At 40.7% G+C, this 26140-nt stretch carries 21 protein-coding genes and 2 tRNA genes; 10 read left to right on the top strand and 13 right to left on the bottom strand.

Annotated features, from left to right (window positions below; translation table 11 throughout):
• The first annotated feature begins 56 nt into the window (after nucleotides 1-56).
• Nucleotides 57-425, top strand: coding sequence for an Hpt domain-containing protein (locus tag ACO6S2_RS09855; RefSeq protein WP_422362330.1), 369 nt, complete (start codon nucleotides 57-59; stop codon nucleotides 423-425).
• Between the two features lie 4 nt (nucleotides 426-429).
• On the opposite strand, the gene guaA is transcribed toward ACO6S2_RS09855, so the two are convergent.
• The 3 genes from guaA to ACO6S2_RS09840 form a co-directional block, all read right to left on the bottom strand.
• Entirely contained in the window at nucleotides 430-1959 is a 1530-nt protein-coding gene (gene guaA / locus ACO6S2_RS09850) for a glutamine-hydrolyzing GMP synthase (protein WP_422362329.1), read from the bottom strand.
• A gap of 96 nt (nucleotides 1960-2055) precedes the next feature.
• A complete protein-coding gene (locus ACO6S2_RS09845; RefSeq protein ID WP_422362328.1) occupies nucleotides 2056-2739 on the bottom strand; it encodes a DUF6048 family protein in 684 nt (227 codons plus the stop codon).
• A complete protein-coding gene (locus ACO6S2_RS09840) occupies nucleotides 2726-3454 on the bottom strand; it encodes a hypothetical protein (protein ID WP_422362327.1) in 729 nt (242 codons plus the stop codon). The genes ACO6S2_RS09845 and ACO6S2_RS09840 overlap by 14 nt, the downstream gene beginning before the upstream one ends.
• Nucleotides 3455-3615: 161 nt before the next feature.
• On the opposite strand from ACO6S2_RS09840, the gene ACO6S2_RS09835 reads away from it, so the two are divergent.
• Together ACO6S2_RS09835 and ACO6S2_RS09830 are read left to right on the top strand one after the other, a co-directional pair.
• Entirely contained in the window at nucleotides 3616-5367 is a 1752-nt protein-coding gene (locus ACO6S2_RS09835; RefSeq protein ID WP_422362326.1) for a tetratricopeptide repeat protein, read from the top strand.
• 62 nt (nucleotides 5368-5429) lie between these two features.
• Nucleotides 5430-6608 (top strand): OmpA family protein, encoded by a 1179-nt coding sequence (locus tag ACO6S2_RS09830; protein ID WP_422362325.1) that lies wholly within the window; start codon nucleotides 5430-5432, stop codon nucleotides 6606-6608.
• On the opposite strand, the gene ACO6S2_RS09825 is transcribed toward ACO6S2_RS09830, so the two are convergent.
• Nucleotides 6605-7603, bottom strand: coding sequence for a zinc-binding dehydrogenase (locus tag ACO6S2_RS09825; RefSeq protein WP_422362324.1), 999 nt, complete (start codon nucleotides 7601-7603; stop codon nucleotides 6605-6607). The genes ACO6S2_RS09830 and ACO6S2_RS09825 overlap by 4 nt on opposite strands.
• A gap of 15 nt (nucleotides 7604-7618) precedes the next feature.
• Nucleotides 7619-9193, bottom strand: coding sequence for a replicative DNA helicase (dnaB, locus tag ACO6S2_RS09820; protein ID WP_422362323.1), 1575 nt, complete (start codon nucleotides 9191-9193; stop codon nucleotides 7619-7621).
• 249 nt (nucleotides 9194-9442) lie between these two features.
• On the opposite strand from dnaB, the gene ACO6S2_RS09815 reads away from it, so the two are divergent.
• The gene (locus ACO6S2_RS09815; RefSeq protein WP_422362322.1) at nucleotides 9443-10801 is read left to right on the top strand and encodes a UDP-N-acetylmuramate--L-alanine ligase; all 1359 of its coding nucleotides are present in this window, start codon (nucleotides 9443-9445) and stop codon (nucleotides 10799-10801) included.
• 37 nt (nucleotides 10802-10838) lie between these two features.
• Nucleotides 10839-11645 carry an exonuclease domain-containing protein gene (locus tag ACO6S2_RS09810; protein ID WP_422362321.1) on the top strand — a complete coding sequence of 269 codons (807 nt, stop codon included), beginning with the start codon at nucleotides 10839-10841 and terminating at the stop codon, nucleotides 11643-11645.
• Nucleotide 11646: 1 nt separating this feature from the next.
• Here the strand turns inward: ACO6S2_RS09810 and ACO6S2_RS09805 are convergent, their stop codons facing one another.
• The gene (locus ACO6S2_RS09805; protein ID WP_422362320.1) at nucleotides 11647-12174 is read right to left on the bottom strand and encodes a thioredoxin family protein; all 528 of its coding nucleotides are present in this window, start codon (nucleotides 12172-12174) and stop codon (nucleotides 11647-11649) included.
• 187 nt (nucleotides 12175-12361) lie between these two features.
• Here ACO6S2_RS09805 and ACO6S2_RS09800 point away from each other — a divergent pair, with 187 nt between their 5' ends.
• Nucleotides 12362-12529 (top strand): B-box zinc finger protein, encoded by a 168-nt coding sequence (locus ACO6S2_RS09800; RefSeq protein WP_412071650.1) that lies wholly within the window; start codon nucleotides 12362-12364, stop codon nucleotides 12527-12529.
• On the opposite strand, the gene ACO6S2_RS09795 is transcribed toward ACO6S2_RS09800, so the two are convergent.
• Entirely contained in the window at nucleotides 12526-12909 is a 384-nt protein-coding gene (locus ACO6S2_RS09795) for an START-like domain-containing protein (protein ID WP_422362319.1), read from the bottom strand. The genes ACO6S2_RS09800 and ACO6S2_RS09795 overlap by 4 nt on opposite strands.
• Nucleotides 12910-13031: 122 nt before the next feature.
• On the opposite strand from ACO6S2_RS09795, the gene ACO6S2_RS09790 reads away from it, so the two are divergent.
• The 3 genes from ACO6S2_RS09790 to ACO6S2_RS09780 all read left to right on the top strand — a co-directional run bounded on the left by ACO6S2_RS09790 (nucleotide 13032) and on the right by ACO6S2_RS09780 (nucleotide 16618).
• Nucleotides 13032-13105 (top strand) — tRNA-Met (locus tag ACO6S2_RS09790).
• Nucleotides 13106-13281: 176 nt separating this feature from the next.
• Nucleotides 13282-16065, top strand: coding sequence for a leucine--tRNA ligase (gene leuS / locus ACO6S2_RS09785; RefSeq protein ID WP_422362318.1), 2784 nt, complete (start codon nucleotides 13282-13284; stop codon nucleotides 16063-16065).
• Nucleotides 16066-16177: 112 nt separating this feature from the next.
• Nucleotides 16178-16618 (top strand): SRPBCC family protein, encoded by a 441-nt coding sequence (locus ACO6S2_RS09780; RefSeq protein ID WP_422362317.1) that lies wholly within the window; start codon nucleotides 16178-16180, stop codon nucleotides 16616-16618.
• Here ACO6S2_RS09780 and ACO6S2_RS09775 read toward each other — a convergent pair.
• From ACO6S2_RS09775 to era, 3 genes are all read right to left on the bottom strand, one after another.
• On the bottom strand, nucleotides 16615-17625 hold the full coding sequence (locus ACO6S2_RS09775) for a threonine aldolase family protein (RefSeq protein WP_422362316.1): 1011 nt from the start codon (nucleotides 17623-17625) through the stop codon (nucleotides 16615-16617). The two genes, ACO6S2_RS09780 and ACO6S2_RS09775, sit on opposite strands and share 4 nt — an antisense overlap.
• A gap of 75 nt (nucleotides 17626-17700) precedes the next feature.
• Nucleotides 17701-18441 carry a lysophospholipid acyltransferase family protein gene (locus ACO6S2_RS09770; protein ID WP_422362315.1) on the bottom strand — a complete coding sequence of 247 codons (741 nt, stop codon included), beginning with the start codon at nucleotides 18439-18441 and terminating at the stop codon, nucleotides 17701-17703.
• A gap of 49 nt (nucleotides 18442-18490) precedes the next feature.
• Complete coding sequence (gene era / locus ACO6S2_RS09765) at nucleotides 18491-19378, bottom strand: GTPase Era (RefSeq protein ID WP_422362314.1); 888 nt, start codon at nucleotides 19376-19378, stop codon at nucleotides 18491-18493.
• Nucleotides 19379-19501: 123 nt separating this feature from the next.
• On the opposite strand from era, the gene ACO6S2_RS09760 reads away from it, so the two are divergent.
• Nucleotides 19502-19574, top strand: a tRNA-Met gene (locus ACO6S2_RS09760).
• 137 nt (nucleotides 19575-19711) lie between these two features.
• On the opposite strand, the gene ACO6S2_RS09755 is transcribed toward ACO6S2_RS09760, so the two are convergent.
• The 3 genes from ACO6S2_RS09755 to ACO6S2_RS09745 form a co-directional block, all read right to left on the bottom strand.
• Nucleotides 19712-20383, bottom strand: coding sequence for a hypothetical protein (locus ACO6S2_RS09755; RefSeq protein ID WP_422362313.1), 672 nt, complete (start codon nucleotides 20381-20383; stop codon nucleotides 19712-19714).
• A gap of 365 nt (nucleotides 20384-20748) precedes the next feature.
• A complete protein-coding gene (locus tag ACO6S2_RS09750; protein ID WP_422362312.1) occupies nucleotides 20749-21030 on the bottom strand; it encodes a hypothetical protein in 282 nt (93 codons plus the stop codon).
• Nucleotides 21031-21169: 139 nt separating this feature from the next.
• Nucleotides 21170-26041 carry an FG-GAP-like repeat-containing protein gene (locus ACO6S2_RS09745; RefSeq protein WP_422362311.1) on the bottom strand — a complete coding sequence of 1624 codons (4872 nt, stop codon included), beginning with the start codon at nucleotides 26039-26041 and terminating at the stop codon, nucleotides 21170-21172.
• Nucleotides 26042-26140 lie beyond the last annotated feature (99 nt).

Below are 26140 nucleotides of genomic sequence, written 5' to 3'. Positions count from 1 at the left end.
AAACAAATCGGGAATTCTATTTAATTTGGAGCTTTGATATTTATGCTTAACACAAAATGGCCACAGACAAAATCCAACTCCCTTTAGATCTCACCTATCTATATGAGATCAGTGATCACGATAGAGAATTCATTTATGAAATGATCATGACAATTGTCAAGAATACGCCAGAGATGTTGGACGACATTGAACGTGAAGGAAAAGCAGAAAATTGGGAGCAAGTTGGGCGGCTTATGCATAAACTCAAACCCTCTCTTTTATTGCTAAATATTGACAATCTATCCACACATATTCGTGAGCTTGAAGGCAACGCAAAAGCGCCTAGAAATATGGAGTTGATACCAAAACAAATCGCAGAGCTACGAGAACTCTGCGATATCATTTTGAAAGAATTAAATGACCTGATCAAGTCAGATCAATTCTAAATTTTTATTCCCATTCGATGGTAGCTGGTGGCTTAGAACTGATGTCGTATACCACTCTATTTACACCCTTCACTTTGTTGATAATTTGGTTCGAAATATCGGCCAAAAAATCGTAAGGTAAATGGCACCAATCAGCCGTCATTCCATCCACACTTGAGACCGCTCTTAGTGCCACTACTCGCTCGTAAGTTCGCTCATCTCCCATCACTCCTACAGACTGAACCGGAAGTAACATCGCGCCCGCTTGCCACACGTCATCGTAGTGTCCTTTGTCCTTTAATCCATTGATGAAAATATGATCCACTTCTTGTAAGATTTGAACCTTCTCGGCTGTAATATCTCCGAGTATCCGGATCCCTAAACCAGGCCCTGGGAACGGGTGACGTCCCAATATTTTTTCATCAATTTCAAGTGATCTTCCTACCCTTCTAACTTCATCTTTAAAGAGCGTATTTAGCGGCTCCACCACTTTCAAATTCATCTTAGCAGGAAGGCCTCCAACATTGTGATGAGACTTAATGGTAACCGATGGTCCGTTGACAGAAACGGATTCAATTACATCTGGATATATCGTACCCTGACCCAACCATTTGACATTCTTAATTTTCTTCGCTTCGGCATCGAAAACTTCAATAAAAACTCGTCCGATAGCCTTTCGCTTATCCTCTGGATCAGTAAGGCCTTCCAACGCTTTATAGAACTCCTTTGAGGCATCTACTCCCTTCACATTAAGTCCCATTCCTTCATAGGATTTTAACACGTCGCTAAACTCATTTTTCCTTAGCAACCCATTATCAACAAAGATGCAATGTAGGTTCTTTCCAATGGCATGATGAATAAGCATCGCCGCCACAGAGGAGTCCACTCCTCCAGACAATCCAAGCACTACTTGATCATCTCCTAATTGATCTTTGAGATCAGAAACGGTAGCATCTACAAAAATATCTGGTGTCCAGTCTTGGCTGCATTTACAGATATGAACTACAAAGTTTCTCAGAATGATTTTACCTTGCGTGGAGTGTGTAACTTCAGGATGAAACTGAATACACCACACCGGATGAGTCGTGCTATGAAAGGCTGCCACTTCCACCTGAGGCGTACTGGCGATAATCTCAAAATGGTCTGGAATACTTTTGATCGTATCACTGTGAGACATCCAAACCTGGGAGTCCATCTCTACTTCTTTTAGAAGCTCATTCGTTGAGTCTACTTTAGAAAGGTTTGCCCGACCATATTCGCGAATTTTAGATGGCGTAATTTCTCCACCAGATTTGTGCGCAATAAGCTGCGCACCATAACAAACACCTAAAATTGGTACTTTACCAATCAACGCTCCCAAATTGATATCTGGATTGTCTTCTTGTCTCACCGAACAAGGACTTCCTGAAAGGATCAAGCCTTTAACTGAATCGTCCAGCTCAGGTATTTTACTAAAAGGGTGAATTTCACAATAAACATTCAGCTCTCTGACGCGTCTAGCGATCAATTGTGTATACTGAGAACCGAAATCGAGGATGATAATCTTTTCTGCCATGCGCAAAATTAACACAGCCTTTCTGACCTGCAAGTAGTCAGATGAATTAAGTTTAGAATTATTTATTCCTTTTACAGAAGTGCTTTCGAATACCCCTTAGAAACGTTGTAGGGCATATTTAAGGTAGAGATTTACAGCAGGTATAGTTCTATCAAATGTCCGTCCGTATCCAGGAACAGTATACACATCCAAAGGTTCTTGCTCATCATACTTATCCATGATACGTAATCGCAAATGAAATCCCGCATAAAGCCCTTTCCAAAGCTTCGTTTCAGAACTCATCACAACCTCAAACCATTGAGCAGATAGATTGTCACGCACAAAAGGTTCGAACAAATCATCGTATAAACCAGAAGCACTAGTAATATCCAGTGCACCTTTATCCTTGAAACTAGACTTTGCGTATCTGGCAGAAAAATATATATTGTTTTTAGCCTTAAAGTCGATTTTATACCCAAGCCCTACCCTAAAGTAGTTTCCTTCTGATTGGTAATCAGTATTTTGATAAGCCCCATGGGGAGTCAAAGTAGAAAAACCGTACTCTCCAATTAAAACGAACCGGTCCTTAAATTCAACCTGTCCTCCAAACTCAAATTTTGATTCCGTATTCAAAAATTGAGCCGCCAATTTTCCATAGTCAACTGATACAGCGATAGAAGACAGGAAAGGCATGGTTAGCTCTTCCTCTATGTCCTCAGCTGCTACCTGCAGGGAGTCTTGCCCCATACTTTGAAATGGGATAAATACCACTAAAAACAATAAACATCTAAAATTCCACATAGATCGTTGTTTTTGAAGCTTCGCAGCCATTGCATGACAAGTATGGATTCTTGAAGTCAGTATTTAATATTTGAAAGTCTGAGGCACTTATCACAACCTTATTTTTTTCATCCGCAACAGTAGTTCTACTATAGCTAATCTCTAGATTGTAGACACTATCTGCTATGGTAATAGCTACATCAACGTCATCAGCCTGCATGTCTAAGGGCAATTTCCAAGCGGTACTACTATCTTCGTAGGTTATGCTCAAGCCATTTTTTTTATTTTCAATTGAAGATATTTTGACTGAACCAGAGGTTATTATTGATGTGGTTGACACCCAACCAGAGTAGGAGGCATTTACTACCGAATCTTCCTTTTCAATTACATCAAGGCTTTCATTGAGTAGAATAATATTTTTTGCAACGGTAGTACTATCATCCTTTAGGTCACCACCATTGGCAAGGGAGTCAGTCAAGGTAATCAAGCTATCCACTAATAAATCAGCACTATCCTGAAGAGCTATGATAATGGAATCATATTCTTCCAATTCTATACTTAGCGAATCGGTAATAAGGTTCACCGCATCTAAACTGTCCTTGTTTAGGAAAAATATACTCACTGACGGATCGCTAACCGTAGGTTCGACATCCTCTTCACAGGCTAATACCGCCGCAAACACTCCTAGATAAAGGATCAACAACCTTAAGATTTTCGCTTTTTTATATGAGCTCATTCTAGCCATTGCGCAAATCTAAACGATAACAGATATTTTAAATGCATTAAATTCCAGTTCTTATTTGCAATAATCAACCTCATGTTCACCTCTTGTATACCAAACTATCTTCAAACCAATAAGTTCTGCTAATAAATTTGCTGAAAACAAACTAAAAAACCATGTTAAGACTACTACCACTTAAACTTTGCATAATTCTTACTTTTCTCTCTTTTGCCTGTAGTCAAAAGAAAAAAGCGCCTGAATTTCAGGCACCTCTATTTGATCAACTTGGCAACAACCACTTCAAAATTTCCACTTCAAATGAATGGAGTCAGAAATTCTTCGATCAAGGATTGACCTTAACCTACGGGCTAAACCATGCCGAGGCGATGCGTTCCTTTAAGGAGGCTGCTAGGCTCGACGAAGAATGTGCTATGTGTTACTGGGGAATGGCCTACGTACTCGGACCCAATATCAACGCGGCCATGGATTCATCTTTGGTTGTAGAAGCCAATGGGTATATCACTCATGCGAAACAACATATAGACAAGGTGACCCCGCTCGAAAAACAAATGATAGAAGCCATAGATCTCAGATATCCTAAAAACGAAAAACAAACACTGGCTGCTTGTTACGAGTCTTTTGCCGGTCAGATGCGAACAACCTATCTCAACTTCAGGGAAAATTATGATGTCGCTACCTTGTGTGCGGAAGCCCTTATGGACTTACACCCTTGGGATTATTGGGACACAGAAACTGGCGAGCCTCAACCATGGACAGGAGAAATATTAGATATTTTGGAAAACACGCTGGCAGCTAATCCTAAGCACCCAGGAGCCAATCATTATTACATACACGCTACTGAGGCTTCCAGAAATCCAGACCGAGCCTTGGAAGCTGCCAATACGCTGACCGATTTGGTTCCTGCTGCAGGTCATCTCGTTCACATGCCAGCTCATATTTACATCAGAACTGGAAACTATCATGAAGGAAGTGTAGCTGGAGAACTATCCGTTATTGCAGACAGCCTCTACATCACTAATTGCAAAGCCCAAGGAATCTATCCACTTGCCTACTATCCACACAACTATCACTTCCTGGCCGCAACAGCTACTTTGGAAGGCAGAGGTGAACTTTCTATAGAATCTGCATTTAAAGTAGCGCAAAACGCAGATGCGCAACTGATGTATCAGCCGGAATGGGCAACGCTTCAGCATTATTATATCATTCCTTATTACATATTAGTCAAATTTGGTCAGTGGAATAAGGTACTGGAACTTCCAAAACCAGATTTACTTTATCCTGAGGCCATTTGGCACTACGCACGAGGCATGGCCTTTCTAGGCACTAACCAAATCGAACTGGCTCTAAGCGAATTGGAATCTCTACAAAGAATTAATGACAAAGAAGAACTTCAACAGATCTCCATATGGGAATTGAATACTGTAGATCATTTGGTCCGAATTGCCACGCTGATTCTGGAAGCAGAAATAGATAACAATAAGAGCAACTCCCAAGGAGCAATTTCAAAGCTCAATCAAGCCGTAGCCATTGAGGATCAGTTAAATTATAACGAGCCACCAGATTGGTTTTTTTCAGTGAGACATACCCTCGGAGCCATCTATTTAGAGAATAACGCTTATGAATTGGCTGAAAAAACTTATTTGGAAGATTTGGCTGTCTATCCCAAGAATGGTTGGGCACTCAAGGGATTACTAATGAGTTTTGAGGCGCAAGGCAAAACCGAAGAGGCAAACCTTACAGCAAAAAAACTCACAGAGGCCTGGCAATATGCAGACTTTGAGCTATCCTCATCGAGAATACTGAACGAATCTATTCCCACTTTTGAAGGATTAGACATTAAAACGCTCACTAGTCGACTCACTGATATACCAGAACTACCAATCTGCGGCACGAAGAAAAAGTCGTAGGATTTGCCTGGAAATATACACGCTCAAACCTTGGAAATCCCTTTGAGCGTGTATATTGCATTATGGTCAAAAATGGATTTTTGGTAGTAGCATGCTGGCTCGCCGTGTTTCTCAATGGGCAAGCCCAAAACATGGTACTCAATCCTGGTTTCGAAGAAAATTGGGACTGCCCTTTCACCATGAATCAGCTCAAATTCACTAAATCCTGGTTTCCATTTGGAACAGCCGACCCCTCACCTGACTTCTTCCATGCATGCAATACGAAAAACATCATGGGTGTGCCTAACAGTGTATTTGGAGAGCAGGAAGCGCATAGTGGAGAAGCTTATATCGGAGTCATTTCGTACCTAACATCCAAAAGCGGACGAGGCTGGCGCGTACCCGAAAATCATCGTGAATTTGCTATGGTGCAATTGACTAAACCTCTCGTAGCAGGCAACCAGTATTATGCAGAAATGTGGATAAATCTGGCAGACAATTGCGAATGGGCTATTAACAGTTTTGGCATGTACTTCACCAGAGATATGCCCAACTTCGATTGGCAAATCATGAATTTCAATCACTACAAACCTCAGGTATCCAATCCTAAGGATCAAATTTTGGACGACAATGAAAATTGGACAAAGATCTCCGGGACATTTACAGCCAAAGGCGATGAATTAGCGTTAACCATCGGAACTTTTGCTCCTGATTCCGCCTTGAAAACAAAAAAAACTAAGCGTCAATTCTCACATATCAGAGACAAAAGAACACCTAAACATCTGCAACCTCAAATCTCTTATTATTTAATCGATGACGTGCTAGTTCGTCCTGTAGATCCGAATGAATCCATCTACCCAGATCCGGTAGTGACCAAAGCAGAACCAGAAGACGATTATTTTGGTCCGGCTGAAGTCGGCAAGAAATTCACTTTACAAAATATCTATTTTGAATTTGACAAGGCCACACTGTTGAGAACCTCCTATTTGGAACTCAATAAATTACTGGCCTATCTGGAGAAACATAGAAGAGTGAAAATTGAGATAGAAGGACACACGGACAATGTGGGTTCAAGAGAGTACAATCAAAAATTATCAGAGGCCAGAGCCAAAGCAGTTGTGGATTATTTAGTGGCCAAAGGCCTAAATGAGTTCAGATTAGAATTTAAAGGCTATGGCAGCAGTCAACCCATAGTACCTAATGACACCCCTCAAAACCAAGCACTTAACAGAAGAGTAGAATTCGTAATTCTGGAAAACTAAAAAGTAACGACCAATTTACCCATTTGATTACCTGCATGCATTTCGTCAAAAGCAGCAATGATTTGATCAAAATCTCTGACTGATGACAATATTGGTTTGATGTTGTTTTCAGAAACAAACTTTACCATCTCTCCAAATTCTTTGTCCGAACCCATGGTACTACCATGAATACTGGCCTGGCTCCAAAACAACCTAAACATATCCAGGTTTTTCGGAGCTCCCGTGGTCGACCCATAATGCACCAATCTACCACCTGATTTAATCAACCTAAGGTAGTCATTCATACTGCTGCCTCCGGCGCTATCAATGATCACGTCAAATCCTCCGGTGGTTTTCAATGCATTTTTCGACCATGCTTCTTCTTTGTAATTGAAGCCTCCAGTTGCACCCCTATCAATCATTTGATCTAGCTTTTCTGGACTTCCAGAAGTTACACATACTTCTGCCCCTACCACTAAGGCAAACTGAAAAGCAAACTGTGCTACTCCTCCTCCTATCCCAGAGACTAATACTTTATTTCCTTTGCTTACATGACCTTTAGTAAAGGTGGCTCGAAAAGCTGTTAAACCACCCAGTGGCAAAGCCGCAGCCTCAGAGAAATTCAAATGGGCAGGTTTTTCACTCAAGCGATCTGCATGAACCACTACGTATTCAGCAAAGGTGCCGTTAGTTGGCATGCCTAATATGTGATACGCTGCAGACTGTGCCGCTTCATCATCACCCCAATGGATGTTAGGGTTAATGATTACTTCTTTATTTAACCAACTACCATCAACACCGACTCCAATTTCGGCGACCACTCCCGCTCCATCAGACCCCAAAACAGTATCGTATTGAATATTCGGATACATACCAATCCTACACCATTGATCCCGATGATTTAAGGCCGCTGCTTTCACCTGAACAAGCACCTCTCCTTTCTTTGGAGATGGCTTTTCAATTTCTCGAATAGCAATTTTATCCTGACTTTCGTCAACTAGTAATAGGGCTTTCATGTTGTGTTGGGTTAGTTAAAATGGTGCGTCACCAGAAGGTGGCTCCTCTCCTTCATTGGCTTTAGACGGGAAGGTCATGGTATTAGGAGAGCTATCAAATTCAGCAGGAATACCAGCCGATGGGAAGCCTCCTCCACTATAATCACCTCCCATGATAGACCCATCCAAATCAGCAAACTTGGTGAATCGACCGATAAACTTAAGTTTTACATTTTCCAAAGAACCATTTCTGTGCTTTGCAATAATTACTTCTCCAGTCCCTGCTGTTGGCAAACCATCTTCATCTTCGGTAATATCATAGTATTCAGGACGGTATAGGAACATTACCATATCTGCATCCTGCTCAATAGATCCAGATTCCCTCAAATCCGAAAGTTGTGGTCGCTTGTCTCCACCCCTGGTTTCCACCGCTCTACTCAGCTGAGACAGTGCAATCACCGGAACGTTCAATTCTTTCGCAATTCCTTTCAAGGCTCTAGAAATCGAAGCAATTTCTTGTTCCCTATTCCCGGCACCACCACCTGATTTGGACGAATCACCAGACATCAACTGCAAGTAGTCAATAATAATCATTTTGATATCATGTTGAGCCTTAAGCCTTCTGCATTTCGCTCTTAATTCCAGTATACTTAATCCAGGCGTATCATCAATAAATATTGGTGCCTCGGTCAATCTAGCAGTCTTATGAACCAATTGCTCCCACTCGTGGTCAGCCAAGTTTCCTTTTTTGATTTTATCACTTTCCAATTCCGCTTCCGCTGAAATCAATCGATTAACCAATTGAATAGATGACATCTCCAATGAGAAAATAGCTACAGCTTCTCCAAACTCTACAGCCGCATTTCTCATCGCGGATACAACAAAAGCTGTTTTTCCCATCGCTGGACGTGCTGCTATAATCACCAAATCCGAAGCTTGCCACCCTGCAGTAACCCGATCTAACTCAGTAAATCCACTTGGCACTCCTGTCAGTCCATCTTTGTGTTCCTTTCGAGCCTCAATCTCCATAATGGCCTCATGCATCAATTGCTGCATGCCGGCGTAATTCTTTTTGATATTGGATTCAGAGATCTCAAATAGTGCCTGTTCTGTTCTATCAAGCAGCTCAAATACGTCCTCAGTATCTTCGAATGCATCTTCTTGAATCTTTGCTGAAATCCGAATCAAATCTCTTTTAATCGCCTGCTCAGTAATGATACGGGCGTGATACTCAATATTGGCGGCCGAGTTTACTCTGGTAGTAAGGTTGGCTATATGATAAGCCCCGCCTGCAATTTCTAGTGTTCCATTTTTTCTCAACTGAGCCGTTACGGTCATGATATCGACCGGTTCAGACTTATTAAACAGCTGAACGATGGCTTCATAGATCTTAGCATGACGGTCATCATAGAAACTCTGAGGTTTCAGGATATCAATCACTGTAGTCAATGCGTCTTTTTCCAACATCAACGCACCCAGCACCGTCTCTTCTATATCTACCGCCTGTGGCTGCATCTTGCCTAACGGCACCAACGCCGTTTTCGATGGGCTCTTCCTTCCACCTACTTTGTTTTTGATATTTCCTTGATCTGGAGAATCTATATTGGCCATAATTTTTATAAAGAGAAATCTGGAATTACATCTATTTCAATTTCGAAAACAAACTTATGTAAATGGGTGGTGTATTCTCCTTAATTCTACCTCAGATTAATAACAACATTTCCACAATGAAATGAATATTCATGAGCCGTTACATTATTAAACGATTACTACTAAGATTATTGTTGCTCAAATTTTATGCTTGGGTTTAATTTGCACACCTTACTAATTGTCTTATTTTTGAAAAAATTCAAATCCCGCATGAGTCAAAAAAATCAAAAAATCTACATTATCGCCATTGGAGGTGCAGTAATGAGCAGTTTAGCTATTGCCCTTAAGAAAAAAGGAATGACTGTCTCCGGCTCTGACGATAAGATTTATGACCCAGCGGCAAGTTTGCTGAAATCTAATGGATTGCTACCTCATGCAATGGGTTGGGATGCCAATAGAATTGATGACTCGATAGATGCGGTGATTGTTGGAATGCATGCCAAAGCAGACAATCCTGAATTGTTGAAAGCTCAAGAATTAGGCATTAAAATCTGGTCCTATCCAGAGTTTATCAGAGCACAGTCTGACAACAAACAACGAATTGTTATTGCAGGAAGTCATGGTAAAACGACTATCACCGGCACTATTATTCATGTATTGAATTATTGGAAGCGGGATTTCGATTATGTGATTGGGGCTAAGATCAATGGGATAGATGAAACGATTAAATTATCGAATGCTCCCGTGATCATCATCGAAGGCGATGAATACTTCACATCTCCTCTCGACCCAGAACCAAAATTCCTCAAGTACGATCATCACATTGCACTAATAAGTGGAACAGCTTGGGACCACATCAATGTTTACCCTTCAGAAAAAAGCTATTTGGAGCAATTCGAAAAGCTTGCCAATCGAACACCAAAGGCCGGAACATTAGTTTTCTGTACCGATGACAAGCAGGCTAAGAAAATTGGCAATGCAGAACGAAACGACGTACGAAAAGAACCCTACGAAACACCTAAATACAAGGTAAAGGATGGGGCTTTTGTCATCAACGGAGATACTCCTGTCAAACTCTTTGGTAAGCACAATATGCAAAATATTGAAGGGGCCAAAACGATTCTGAAAAGAATAGGCATCACGGACGAGCAGTTCTACGAGGCTGTAGCAAGCTTTGAGGGTGCCTTCAAAAGGAACAATCTCCTTGCTGAGAATAGCCATACTTCTGTGTACACCGATTTTGCACATGCTCCTTCTAAATTGGCAGCCACTTCTGCTGCACTCAAAGAATTGCACCCTAAGAGGAAATTAGTAGCATGTTACGAACTGCATACGTTTAGCAGTTTGAACAAAGATTTTTTGGCGAACTACAAAGGAACCTACAAGACACCAGATGAGGCCATTGTCTTCTACGATCAAAAAGTGGTTCAGGAAAAAAACTATGAATCTATAGCGGAAGAGGAAATCAAATCTGCTTTTGGCAGAAAGGACCTCATACTATTCACAGATACTCAAAAACTAGAGTCTTACCTTCAATCTAAAACCTGGAAAGATCATGACTTACTATTCATGAGTTCTGGGACATTTGGAGGAATGGACCTTGCTGCTTTTGCAGAAAAAATTGTTTAATAATCAGACGCCTGATTAATCACTTGAAACAACATTGATGCAATTAAATTTAAAAAATCCACTGGCAGTTTTCGACCTGGAAACTACTGGAACCAATATATCTACTGATCGCATTGTTGAAATCTCTGTGGTTAAAATCATGCCTGATGGGGAGGAAATAGTTAAAACGATGAAAATCAACCCAACTATTCCAATCCCAATAGAGACCAGTATGATTCATGGCATTTACGACAAGGATGTCAAGGATGCTCCTACTTTTAAGTCTATTGCAAAAAGTCTCGCGGAGTTTCTCCAAGGGTGTGACTTAGGTGGATTCAACTGTTTAAAGTTTGATATTCCCTTATTGGTCGAAGAATTTGCCAGAGTAGAAGTGGACTTTGATATATCCAATAGGAAATTCGTGGATGCGCAGAAAATTTTCCATATGATGGAAAAAAGAACCTTAACAGCGGCTTACAAATTCTACTGTGGTAAATCTCTAGATGATGCCCATAGTGCAGAAGCAGATACATTGGCCACAGCTGCGGTAATTAAGGCTCAGGTTGAAAAATACGACGGGCAAGAAGTGGTAAATCCCATGGGCAAGGTTGTGGGTACAATGGCTAATGATATGAAAAATCTGCATGAGGTTTCAGCGGCTAATATGGTAGATCTGGCAGGCAGATTTGTAACCAATGATGAGGGTGTGGAAGTCTTCAACTTTGGTAAACACAGACACAAACCAGTGGAAGATGTATTGAAAGCAGAACCAGGCTATTACGACTGGATGATGAAAGGAGACTTTCCTCAGGACACTAAAAGAAAACTAACTCAAATAAAGCTAAGAGGCTTTAATGCTCGCTAGTTTAGTTAACGCTCTTCTCCTTTAGCTCTAGCATTTTATCAAGATTCTGAATGTATTTATTTGGACCACCAGCTGCATAACCGGTTTTACCATAAGCCTGTATCTGAAACCTTTTTCCATCAGGTCTATCCAAATCAAACATCCATATGGTAGGAAAACCTGTAACCCTAAAGGCCTGTTGCAATTCAGCATTCTGTTTTTTCTGTGCTTCTGGCAAACTTGTTCTTCGTGGGTAATCCAACTCTAACAAAATCACATTCTCTGAAGCCCATGCTTTGAATTCTGGTTTATTGAAAACCTCAGCTTTCAACCTTTTACACCAGCCACACCAATCACTGCCAGTAAAATTGGCCAAAATTGGTTTGTTTGTTTTCTCAGATAATTGATAAGCCTCTTCTACGTTCACCATCCACCCCTCATTCTCCGATGAGCGAAATCCGTTCTTTACATCCTGAGCCATAGACTGATCAACAACAACCAAACTCACCAACAAAATACAAACACTTAAAACGAAGGTCTTATTCATCATTCTTAGACTTTATTTAAAAATTGCAATCCAAAGGTACATTTTTTTGAAGTGCGCTCATACTCTAATACTACTAATAACCTGTTTAGGTTCATTTTATTACCAAAATTTATGCAAATGGTATTATTCTGTACCAACCATAAATGTTGAGTTTCTAATATTTATTATATTTAGATAAAGAAGATGAAATATGCACAACTGCAATAAATGCGAGAAAAGAGCTACACTACACTGCCGATCATGTGGCAGATATTGGTGTGTAAAATGCCAGGAAGAACACGGAAAACCAGGGTTGTTTGCTGGTAAGTGTGCAGTATGTGATGGGATTGTGGTAAGGTTAGAGCATCAAATTAATTAACCTCCTACTATTTCTCTGAGATCGGTCATCAAACTTTCCCAAAGCTCTTCAAGCTCCTGCTCGTCATCCATTTCTGAATAATCTGTAACTCTTATAAAGACAGACTGAGTGAGTTCATTCATATCAATCTTGAACTCCACATAATTAGGATCGTCATCATCAGAGATAAACTCAAACTTCACCTGAGAATTGGTGCGATGGGAAACCATCTTGGCTTTATTCTCTTCTCCATCCCATATTACAGTGAAAACTTTATCTTCATCAATATTGACGTCATCGGCAAACCATTGGGCCAGCCCACTTGCCGTAGACAAGTAAGGATACAGCATTTTTTTTGATGCCTTGACCTCATATTCCCCCACATATTTGAACTTGCTCATATCCTTTTAAATCGGTTTCCTATTTACTCAATGTATGAATTTTCTACGAATGTATCAAAAGTTTTTATAAAGACTTGTGAATAAACAAACAATGGCTAGATTTGCACCTCGAAAAATCACACGGCGAGGTAGCTCAGTTGGTTAGAGCGCAGGATTCATAACCCTGAGGTCACGGGTTCAACTCCCGTCTTCGCTACTAGATTCAGAAGGCAGTTCCTATTTTTTTAGGCAACTGCCTTTTTCATTTATTGAATTTTTAGGAGTTGTACAAAAGTTGACCATTGGCCCATTTTACAACTCCTTTAATCTAACCAATTAATTCAATAATACTATTAATTTTACGCACTTATATCAAATTGCACCAACGAACAAATGGCATCATACGACTTCCAATCGATCGAAAAAAAATGGCAACAATACTGGCAAGAACAACAGTCCTTTAAGGCTGAGGTTAATCAGGATAAACCAAAATTTTATGCCTTAGATATGTTTCCGTATCCATCAGGTGCTGGATTGCACGTAGGTCACCCACTAGGATACATCGCCTCGGATATTGTCTGCCGATTCAAAAGAACGAAAGGATTTAATGTATTGCATCCTATGGGTTTTGATGCTTTTGGCTTGCCTGCAGAACAATATGCTATCCAAACCGGACAGCACCCAGCCGTAACCACGGAAGAAAACATAGCGAGGTACAAGGAACAATTGAAAAACATTGGCTTCTCTTTCGACTGGAGTAAGGAAGTACAAACCTGCAATCCTAATTATTACAAATGGACGCAATGGATCTTTATTCAGCTATTCAATAGCTGGTATGATTACGACTCTAATAAAGCCCGAGACATTCAAGAGCTAGTTGCTCAATTTGAAAAAGGAGGCAATTCTAAAATCAATGCAGCTTGTGATGAAGATACCAGCGAGTTTTCTGCAGCAGATTGGAATGCTTTTGATGAAGCCAAGCAACAAGAAATTCTTCTTCAGTATAGACTTACCTATCTATCCGAAACTACGGTAAACTGGTGTCCTGAAATGGGAACCGTCCTATCTAATGACGAGGTAAAAGATGGCTTCTCAGAAAGAGGTGGATTTCCAGTAGTGAGAAAAAACATGAAGCAATGGAGCATGAGAATCACCGCTTATGCAGAACGTCTACTTGAAGGTCTCGACACCATCGACTGGCCTGAACCATTGAAAGAAATGCAACGCAATTGGATTGGAAAATCCAAGGGTGCAGAAATGGATTATGCTATCGAGGGGCACGATGACAAAATCACCGTATTCACCACACGAATAGACACGGTATGTGGTGTTACTTTCTTAGTACTTGCACCTGAACTAGAGCTGATAGATAAAATAACTACGGACAATCAGCGCAAAGATGTAGAGGCCTATGTAGAAGTAGCGAAAAACAAATCGGAGCGTGATCGAATGACCAACGTGAAGACCGTATCTGGCGCTTTCACAGGTGCTTATGCAATCAACCCTTTCAACAAAGAACGTATTCCAATCTGGATTGCTGACTACGTACTGGCAGGCTACGGCACAGGAGCTGTCATGGCTGTCCCAGGCGGTGACCAAAGAGATTTCGATTTTGCTAAACATTTTGATATACCTATCCTACCTGTTTATGACGGTATGGATGTGAGTGAACAAGCAGATGCTACCAAAGAAGGCAAGATCATTAATGAAGGTATATTGAAAGGTTTGAACTTTCAAGAAGGAACAAACCAAGCCATTACCTTTCTGGAAGAAAATGGCATCGGAAGTGGCAAAATAAATTACAGAATCAGAGACGCTATTTTTGCTCGTCAGAGATACTGGGGTGAGCCTGTACCGATCTACTTCAAGAATGGAATTCCTTATCCAGTAGCGCAGGAAGACTTGCCTATCGTGCTACCAGAAATAGACAAATATCTTCCGACAGCAGACGGTGATCCGCCATTAGCCAGAGCAGAAGGCTTTACTTATACTCCAAAGGGATCTAGTGAGTCTTATCCACTAGAGCTAAGTACGATGCCAGGATGGGCCGGATCTAGCTGGTACTGGTACCGGTATATGGATGCCAGCAATGACGATGCTTTTGTATCTTCTGAAGTGCAGAACTACTGGAAAGATGTAGACCTATACATCGGTGGTACAGAACATGCCACCGGTCACCTACTCTACTCTAGATTCTGGAACAAATTTCTTTGCGACAGAGGGTTCGCCAAAGAAGAAGAACCATTCAAGAAATTGGTGAATCAGGGAATGATTCAGGGACGATCTAACTTTGTTTATAGAGTAAAAGGAACGAATCAATTTGTTTCATTGAACCTGAAAAACCAGCATGACACGACGCCAATGCACGTCGACGTGAGCCTGGTAGACAATGACGTTTTGGACACAGAAGCTTTCAAAGCCTGGAGACCGGATTTAAAAAATTCGGAGTTCATTCTGGAAGACGGTAAGTACATCTGTGGCTACGAAGTAGAAAAGATGTCAAAGTCGAAATACAACGTAGTGAATCCTGACGACATCATTGAAAAATATGGAGCTGACACACTTCGTATGTACGAGATGTTCCTGGGACCATTGGAACAGTTTAAACCTTGGAATACTCATGGTATAGACGGCGTTTATAAGTTCTTAAGGAAATTCTGGAGACTCTTCCACAATGGAGAAGAGAGCTTTGAAGTCTCTGATGAAAAGCCAACTAATGAAGAACAGAAAATCATTCATCGCACGATCAAAAAAGTAGAAGAAGACATCAATAACCTGTCTTTGAATACTTCGGTCAGTACATTAATGATAGCAGTGAATGAATTGACTGCTCTAAAATGCAACAAGAGAGAAGTTTTAGAGAAACTAACCATTACACTATCTCCTTTCGCTCCTCATCTGGCGGAAGAGCTTTGGGAGCAATTGGGTCACCAAGGAGGGGTGAGTTTAGCTCAGTTTCCTGCATTCGACGAGAGTTTCTTGACTGAGAGTACGCATGAATACCCTATTTCTATCAACGGCAAAGTGAGAGCAAAAATCGCTTTTGCCATCGACAAGCCAAAAGACGAAATAGAAACTGAGGTATTGGCTAATGAAGCAGTTCAGAAATGGACAGAAGGCAAGCCTCCAAAAAAGGTAATCATCGTTCCAAAGCGAATTATCAATGTAGTTGTATAATTACCAACTACTTTTGTTTGAAGAAGGCTTCGGGTTGAATAATGATCAATCGGAAGCCTTCTTTTTTTTGGTTTACTGAATGATTATATTGGATAGATAAACGCGCTAAATCATGAAGTACACAGTTGATATCATTATCGATCTGCCCAGACCGAAAGTCATTACACTATTTGACAATCCTGACAATATGTACAAATGGCAACCCGACCTAGTCAGCTTTGATCACCTCAGCGGTGACCCAGGTCAGCCGGGAGCAAAGTCTAAATTGCACTACAAAATGGGCAAAAGGGATATAGAAATGATTGAAACAGTGACTAAAAATGAATTGCCGGATGAAATGTCAGGAACGTATGAAACTAAAGGCGTTTTCAATATCATTTCAAATCGATTTGAAGAGGTTGGTGAAAAGCAAACCCGATGGGTCTCAGAAAATGAATTTCAATTTTCCGGCTTCATGAAACTTATGGGAATATTCATGAAAGGGGCTTTCCCTAAACAAACCCTCAAATTTATGAAACAGTTTAAAACCTTTGCGGAAAACGAGGCGAGCTAAGCAAGCACTTCTGTTACTTTCTGAAGCATATCATCTGTAAAGTTGAGATGAGTAACTAGCCGAATATCATTCGGACCAAACGGTACAGCTAGCAGGCCTTTTTTCTTCCAGCCGTTCAGCAGGTCACTCACTGATTTGTCTTTTGCTATAGATACAATAACGATGTTCGTTCCCGCGGATATAATATTTTCCACATACATTTTATCTTCGAACATATTTGCCAATTGGTTGGCTCTGCGGTGATCATCCTTCAAACGTTGAACATTATTTTCCAGAGCATATATACATGCGGCCGCCAAGTAACCTGCCTGTCGCATGCCTCCACCAAATACTTTCCGCACTCTTCTCGCTCTTGCAATAGCTTCTTTTGAGCCCAGCAATACCGAACCTACCGGCGCTCCTAACCCTTTAGAAAAGCAAACCGACATGGTATGAAAGCATTTACCATGATCTACAGGGTTTTCTCCAGTTTTGACAAGAGCGTTGAAAACCCGAGCACCATCTAGATGCATTTTGAGTTTATTTTCCACAGCCACTTTCGTGATATCTTTGATTACGTCCAATGGAAAGACACTACCGCCACCTTTGTTTACTGTATTTTCTAAGGAGACCATTGATGTTCGAGCATAATGAATATCGTCAGGATTAATATTCTCTCTAACATCGTTGGCAGTGAAACGTCCTAAATCTCCGTGAAGTAATTTCATAGAAACCATAGAGTTGTAAGCTGCACCACCGCCTTCATAATTGTAAATGTGTGAAGTTCGGTCACAAAGCACCTCATCCTGAGGCTGAGTATTAATCCTTACCGCAATTTGATTGGTCATCGTACCTGATGGACAGAATAGCGCAGCTTCCTTTCCGAAATATTTGGCCACCTTATTCTCAAGCATTAAAATCGTTGGATCCTCACCAAAGACATCATCCCCTACTTCAGCCGCCATCATTACTTCTAGCATTTCATCACTAGGTTTTGTTACAGTGTCGCTTCTTAAATCAATTGTCATGGTACGGAATTATTGAATGGTAAAATTTGAAAGGCTTCAACAAGAAGTTAAATATAACAATCTAAGCATACATTCTTAGTTTGATTCAAGATTCAATCTATCCAATTCTCCTTGAATTTTTCCTCGAACTTCGTCCTGAAATTCTTTTATATTTGATAAAGTGTATTTTGAAGGGTCTATTGGCTCGTGAATAATGAGACGGCTTCTTCTTTTCCAGTTCATTAGAAATTTACCATCATCCGCTAGGATACACCAGTTGTCTGCCAATGTGATAGGCACTAAAAACACGCCTGTTTCAATAGCCATGCGAAATGGTCCTTCTTTAAAACGATTCATTCGAGTAGTATGAGCCGCATGGATTCCTCCTTCAGGAAAGACGGTCAGGGAGTGCCCATTTTCAAGAGCTTCTACACTTTTACGGTACGTGGCATACCTGTCCTTTAGTTTTTCTCTATCTACAGTGATGTGGAGTTTTTTATAAAAATATCCGAAGATTGGGATATTGGATATGGATACTTTTCCAACAAACTTAAAGCTTATGGGTACCAGAGGCATCAATGTGATATCTAAGAAAGAAAAATGATTGGGACAGAATAAATAATTTGTTTTTTTATTCAGCAGATGCTTATTTTCGACTTTAGGGGATATACCAATTAAGATATAAAAAGCTCTACCCCAATATCGATTCAGAGAAACTGCAAATTCAGATAGCTCGAACAATATAGCCAGAGCAAAAAATGGAATCAAAAGCACGAATAAGCCAAAAAATACAATGAAGGCATGTATCAGATAAATCCTTCCTAGGAATTTATTCATATTTTAAAATAGGTTTTTTATTTCACTAGACTTTCTGAACCCGTACACATCAACCCTTGTAGCCAAATTTTTTGAGCAAGTTATCTTTCTTTCTCCAATCGTTCGCAACCTTTACGAAGGTTTCCAAAAACACTTTTTTCCCAAAGAATTTTTCTAATTGCAACCGAGCTTCGGTACCTACTTTCTTGATAGCCTCTCCTCCTTTTCCTATAATGATTCCTTTTTGAGATTTTCTTTCTACAAAAATTTCAGCTCGAAGTCTAATGATCTCTTCGTCCTCTTTGAAAGACTCTATTTCGACTTCCGTGCTGTAAGGTACCTCTTGCTTATAATTTTTAAATATTTGTTCTCTAATAATTTCTGAGGCAAAAAATTTCTCAGGCTTATCCGTCAGTGTATCTCCTGGAAAGTAAGGCGGATGTTCAGGCATCAGCTCAAGTATCTTCGCAAATAATACATCTACATTTTCTTTAGTTAAGGCAGACACGGTTATAATCTCCACATCTGGATAGAGTAAACTCCAATAGTCAATTTTATCCGTCAATCTAGATCCCTTATTCAAATCTGTTTTGTTGATCACGAAAATCACTGGCGTACCACTGGCTATGATTCTTTCGAGGGTTTCTTCGTCTTCCTGCTTTTCCATGAGCTCCACAACATACAGCACCAAGTCAGCGTCTTCCAGGGAAGCACTCACAAATTTCATCATGGATTCTTGCAGTGTATATTGAGGCTTCAACAATCCCGGCGTGTCTGAATATACGATTTGAAAATCATCACCAGTCAGCACCCCCATGATGCGATGACGTGTGGTCTGTGCTTTGGATGTAATAATGGAGAGATTATCTCCAACCAGGGCATTCATTAAAGTAGATTTTCCTACATTCGGCTTGCCTACAATGCTTACAAAGCCTGATTTGAAATTAGTTTCGCTCATATGAAAAATAAAGTTCAAAGGTACTTGTTTTTTAATCAATGGGCTTCTACTTTTGCATCGCAATTGAGGGAAAAACAAAGGATTTTATGACCCTTTCGTCTCAAAAAGCAAACTAAAATACATCGCGGGATGGAGCAGTTGGTAGCTCGTCGGGCTCATAACCCGAAGGTCGCAGGTTCGAGTCCTGCTCCCGCTACTAAGCAAAGGCTAACATGAAAATGTTGGCCTTTTTTTATATCCGTTCTGGAAAGATTTTGTACAGTGGAGGTCGCAAGTTCGATCATTCCATTCCGGCAATTCCATTGGGGATCTACTCCCGCTACTATACGAGAACTACTTGATACTCTGCTTTAAAATAGAAAGAAGTGACACACAGAAGAATAGAATAGGAAAGGTGAAATCCAAAAAATTTCGAAGCTTAGCTATTCTAACGTCTGACCTAGGTTCCTTTTGTATCATTATTTGATAAAAATTTTCTCCATGCTTTCTAATAAAATCAATAATATAATTTCTATAGGTAGGATCAAATAACCGCTTTCTTTCGTCTTCTGAAATCTTGTTTAGCTCTGTTTCAACAATCTCTTCGGGAGTATGAATCTCAATTACAGGCGGTTTCCCATAAGCAATTGCAATTGTTTTCATTATTTCAACAAACCGAAGTATATCAGACTGCGTCCACTTTTCCCCTCTCAAAACATCATTTGCAAAGCGAATTAATTTGCTTTCAAATTCATTAACCCCAGTATCAAAATTACTTTGGTAACGACGCTTAACAGGATTATGCATATCATCCTTATAGTAAATCAGAAAGCATATTAAGTTATAAAACATACCAAGAACCAAGAACCAAGGAAGCAAATATTCTGAAAACTTAAATTGCACGCCAATTGTTGGAATAGAAGTCATTTTAACTTCAAATATATTAACCAGAAAAAAAGCCAATGAAAATGTAAGTAATGAGATCTTGGATTTCTTAGTTGTTAGAGATAAAGGTTCTATAGCCATAAGTTACATTTTTTCATTGTTCCTCTTGATATTAAAATATTTCACACGCCAGCTTAAACATCATTCCTAATCTTACCGATTCAACTAAGGTTACATACGCACCATCCAAATAACTTTTAATCTTCATCAAATCCATTAGTTCATTCTCCCATAAATCATAATCATAGGGCAAATAAAAAGTCAATATCATCACTAAAAACTTAGCAATAGGCTAAATATCATCGTCAGTTGATAGGACATTAACTCTCCTTAAAACATTGCTGAGTTATTGTTATCTGGTGTAAAAGCTTTCTTCTTGCTATTGCTATAAAGGATTGACTAAATACTCCTTATCAATGGTCAGTCACATATAAATTTAACTACTTTTAATCCAGTTGAACCACACGCGAACGATAGCTATCTCTTTTTTCCAATGGCTTAAAATTCATCCTTCTAATATCCCCTTCTTTACAAGAAAATTTCATTCCAACCTCAACATTACATTGATTTTGGTACTTATAGATATAACTCTTAACTCCCTTATAGGTTCTTTCTGAACCAGACTTGATACCAAGAAAAATAATACACTCATTACATGGAACCACCTGATCAGTTTCTGAGTCAGGAAACATAAATGATAAAAAGATGGCAAAAATGATTGAAGTCATAGGCCTGATATAAGTTGGTTTTTGACTTAATTTAATCAATTACCACAGTTAAGTCAAATCAGATAAATAGCGAAAACTCCGTCATTAAGTATACATAATAGATATTTCATTGATTTTAAGCTAGCAACCATTCTGACATCTACTCCTTCACTACCCTAAGATTAACCTGTTCATTTGACTTACCTTCTAACGTCAAGATGTATATCCCTGTTGGTAGATTGCTTAGGTCAACTTCCCTTAGAGACGATTTCAGAACTTCTCTACCTGAGAATTCACGCAAGATAGCCTGATCAAAGTGTGACCATCGAATCTTCAGTAGATTCGATACGGGATTCGGATAGACTTCAGCTAGCTTGACTTCGTTTTCAATTGTCAATACTGACTCAGTCACATCGTTTAGACTCACGGTTATCATGGCTGTTGAGGTTCCACCGTTGCTATCATTCACTTCAATAACCAGGCTGTATTGAGCTATGGTTTCAAAATCCAGTGATGATGCCACGGAGATGTTTCCCGTGTTTTGATCGATTTTGAAAACATTGCCGTCATTTCCTGACTGGATGGTATACATCAAATCATCGCCATCCGGATCACTTGCAGAAACCTGACCAACCAAAGCGCCAACCGCCACATCTTCATCTATGGAGAATGAAGCGGCAGAAACCGTTGGCATACCATTCGCTTTAGCGGTAACGCTTACCTGCCAATCCTGTGTTGTAGTCCCATCCTGGGCTGTCACCGAATAAGTAACCGAATTGGTGAAATTGTTGGACGAAGTGCCGCTGGTTTGCATATTACCATTCACTTTAGCCGTAGCGCCTGATGATAAGGAGAACACCGCAACCAGTGCTGATACATCCGTTCCAAATGGAACCTCTACCACAATTGAATGATTGGTCTCGTCAATTGTAGCCGCTCTTGTTTGTTGAGGGAGACTAAATGCAGTGAAGTCAGTGGCCGTATTGAGCACCAAGGTGACGGTGACAGTCCAATTTTGTACTATGGCACCACCTTCTTCTGCTATGACGGTATAGGTCACAGGATCAGTAAAATCATTAGCCGTGGCACCACTTGTCTGAAACTTCTTATGCACCGTAGCTTTGGCTCCATAAGAAAGCGTGAAAGTGGGCACTAAAGAGGTAACATCGGTGCCAATAGGCACTTCCAAATCAACGGTATATGCGGTTGCATCAATTATAGCATCCCCAAGCTGGTTGGGAATACTAAATTCGGTAATGTCGGTGGCAGTATTCGGAGCCAAATTCACGGTAACCACCCAGTCTTGTGTAGTTGTGTTATCTTCGGCCATCACTGTGTAGGTTACAGGATTTGAAAAATCAATGGCAGTGATATCACTCTCCTGAGTTGTACCATTCACTGCAACTGTGGCTCCCGCAGAAAGCATAAAAGAAGGAATCAGCGCCGATACATCAGGAGTATATGGCACTTCTATCGTGATGGTATGATTGACTTCGTCAATAATCGCTTCGCCTGTTTGATCAGGTAAACTAAACGCTAAGAACTCGGTATCCGATAGAGCGTGTCTAAAAAGTGATGCACTAAAATTATTCCCCACAACCAGGTCGGACTTACCATCTCCATCCAAATCCCCAATAGCTAATGATTGTGGCCCAGTTCCAGTTTCAAAATCTACCTTGGCAGCAAATGATGTCACATCAATAGCTCCTACATTACTTGTATTCATGAATACGGACACCGAATTGTCGTCATCATTCGTCACAACTATATCTTGCTTTCCGTTGCCGTCCAGATCTCCAATGACTAAAGAACGAGGACCTGCCCCTGTTTCAAAATCTACTTTTGAAGTAAATGATGTGATATCAATAACTCCACTTGAACTTGTATTCATCAAGACCGACACCGTATTGCTATTGTGATTGACGACTGCCAAATCCGGCTTATCATCTCCATCCAGATCTCCTATTACCGCCATTTCTGGTTCTGTTCCTGTATCAAAATCCACTTTGGGATCATAGTTGATAGTACCTATTGTACTTGTGTTTTTCAATACCGACACCGTATTATTGGTTCTATTTGAAACTACAATTTCGGGTTTGCCGTCATCATCCAGATCATTGATCGAAACTGAATATGGAGTTGATCCTGTCGCAAAATCCACTTTGGTGGCAAAGCTGATGATACCAACTGAACTCGTATTCTCAAATACAGATACAGTATTACTATTTCTATTGGCAACAGCCAAATCCAATTTCCCGTCACCATCCAAATCTCCAACAGCCACCGACCTGGGGCTAGCTCCTGTTTCGAAATCTACTTTAACAGCGAATGATGTCTCATCAAGCGTCCCACTTACGCTAATGTTTCTAAAAATAGATACTGTATTGGTAGAAAAAGTTACCATAGCCAAATCGAGTTTACCATCGCCATCGATATCTCCTACAGCGACCGATTGCTGAGAGGCACCCGTAGCCAGATCCACCGATGCTGCGAAACTAATATTACCACTGAGGCTAGTATTTTTGAATATCGAGGCTGACACATCCAATCCATTCCCATTGGTAATGGCTAAATCAGGTTTACCATCATGATCCAAATCCCCTATATTAACACATGAAGGCGATGTGCCAGAAGCAAAATCCACCTTTGATGCAAACGAATGTGCATTGATAGCTGCACTGTTAAATGTTACTTCAAAGGGAGTAGATGACTGTGCGATTAAACCATTGACAAGCACGGCAATAGGTCTATAAGTAGCTCCTGTTGGCACTGTGACAGTCAGCTCGGTCGTAGCTGCTGCAGTTACGGTGGCTTGTACAGCCCCAAAAAACACGACGTTATTTGCTGGCGTAGGATCAAAGCTTGTTCCCGTAATAACTACTGAAGTGCCTACGGGCCCACTTGTCGGAACAAAAGAATTGATGGCCACGACAGGCGCGGCTACTGATACAGTAATGACCCAATCTTGAGATGTCGTTCCGTCTTCTGCTGTCACAGTATAGGTCACGGGATTGGTAAAGTCATTGGGTGTAGTGCCACTTATCTGGGCTGTGGCTCCTACCTCGGCAGTAGTGACTGCTGCAGAAAGTGTAAATGTCGTTACAAGAGCAGTGAGATCTGTACCGGAGAACACCTCTATCTCTACCGTATGCGCTGTCGCATCGATTGTTGCCGAATTGGTTTGTTCAGCCAAACTAAAAGCGGTGATGTCAGTTTCAGTGCTTGGCGGTTCGGTGGTAACGGTTACTGTCCAATCTTGTGTGGTCGCACCATCTCCAGCCATTACGCTGTATACCACCGGATTGGTAAAATCGTTTGAGGTAGTCCCGCTCGCCTGAGCTGTACTGCCTACTTTTGTTGACCCACCTGGTGACAACTCGAAAGTAGCAATCAGCGCTGTCAGGTCTGTTCCATATTCAACCACTATGCCAATGGTATGTGCAATGGTGTTGATCTGAGCAGCTTCCGTTTGTTCGGTAAGCGAGAATTCTGTAAAATCAGTATTGGTATCTGAACCCGTATGGCGAATGATTGATATGGCATTATCAATTTGGTTATTTGTCAGGATTTCAGGCTTGTGATCACCATCCTGATCACTTAATGCTATCATGGTTTGATAATATCCTGAGGCAATGTCTACCTTATCGGCAAATGAACTCGCATCTATTGTTCCTCCAGTACTTGTATTTTTCAACAGAGACACTACTCTTCCAATAAAGCCTGCTACGACAAGATCAGGTTTGCCATCACCATCCAGATCCCCAATCGCTACCGCAGTAGGGCTTGATGCGCCAATAAAGTCTGTTCTGCTATAACTAATTACACCTTGACCTGTGCTTGAATTTTTAAACACAGACGTAGTTTGTTGACTATTATTGGGCACAGCCAAATCAGCCTTACCATCGTTATCCAAATCACCAAGAGCCACTGCATAAGGTCTGAGTCCGGTTACTTGATCCACTTTTGCGGCAAATGAAGAAGCATCTATCACCCCACTCGTACTGATATTTAAGTATGTTGAAAGGGTATTGCTATTTCTGTTTACCACCACCACATCTACCTTCTTATCACCATCCAGATCACCAATGGCCAATGCATAGGGTCTGAGTCCGGTCGCAAAATCAATCTTACTCGCAAATGAAGTTGCGTCTATTACTCCATTTGTACTCGTATTTCTCAACACGGAAAAATTATCATCTCCTGAATTCGCTGCAATGAGGTCCACCTTACCATCACCATCCAAATCACCAAGGGCCACTGAAAGCGGGCTGGTACCGGTGGTGAAATCGACCTTATTATTAAAATTAATTGTACTGCCTGTGCTGGTATTCTTGAATACGGAAAGGCTATGATCATTCTGATTTGCAACGACCAAATCCAATAGACCATCACCATCCAAATCACCAATAGCCACTGAATTTGGATTTGTTCCGGTGGTAAAATCAATTTTAGGTTCATAGCTGATCGCGCCGCTGGTACTGGTGTTTCTATAAATTGATACGGTATAACTACTACCATTGACCACAGCGAGGTCAGGTTTGCCGTCACCATCTAAATCTCCGGAAGCCACCATCTTTGGTGAAGAACCGGTATCATATTCCTCGAAGGGCGCATAAGAAGTGTTAGAAATGACGGGACTGGTAAAGGTGACGATGAATGGTGAAGAAGAATAACCAGTCAATCCATTCACCATGACTGTAATGGGCGCGTAGGTAGCTCCCAATGGTACGTCAACGATCAATTGATCGGCAGCCGCAGCCGTAACCGTGGCTTCGGTAGCACCAAAGAAAACCGTATTGTTGGCAGGTGTCAGATCAAAATTCGATCCTGAGATGGTCACGCTAGTTCCAATTGGCCCATTGGAGGGCGAAAAAGAGGTAATAGTCGGCACTTGAGCCATGAGTGGAAAACAAACCAACCAGAATATGACAGACAAATATGTTTTTGTTGTTGTGGTTTTTTTATCTGAAATATTCCGGAGTTGAGCGGTTGATTTTCTGTTAAAAAGAAGGGCAGGTCTTATCATTTCCATATTAGCAAAATCCAATTTGTTCGTATTTAAAGACAAATTTAAGTTTTGACATTGCGAAATAAATCACCCAAAAAGGTGATATCAGGAAATGGTGGTAAA

This window comes from Reichenbachiella sp., from assembly GCF_965233835.1.
GTDB lineage: Bacteria > Bacteroidota > Bacteroidia > Cytophagales > Cyclobacteriaceae > Reichenbachiella.
This window is presented reverse-complemented; position numbering and strand designations above follow the sequence as displayed.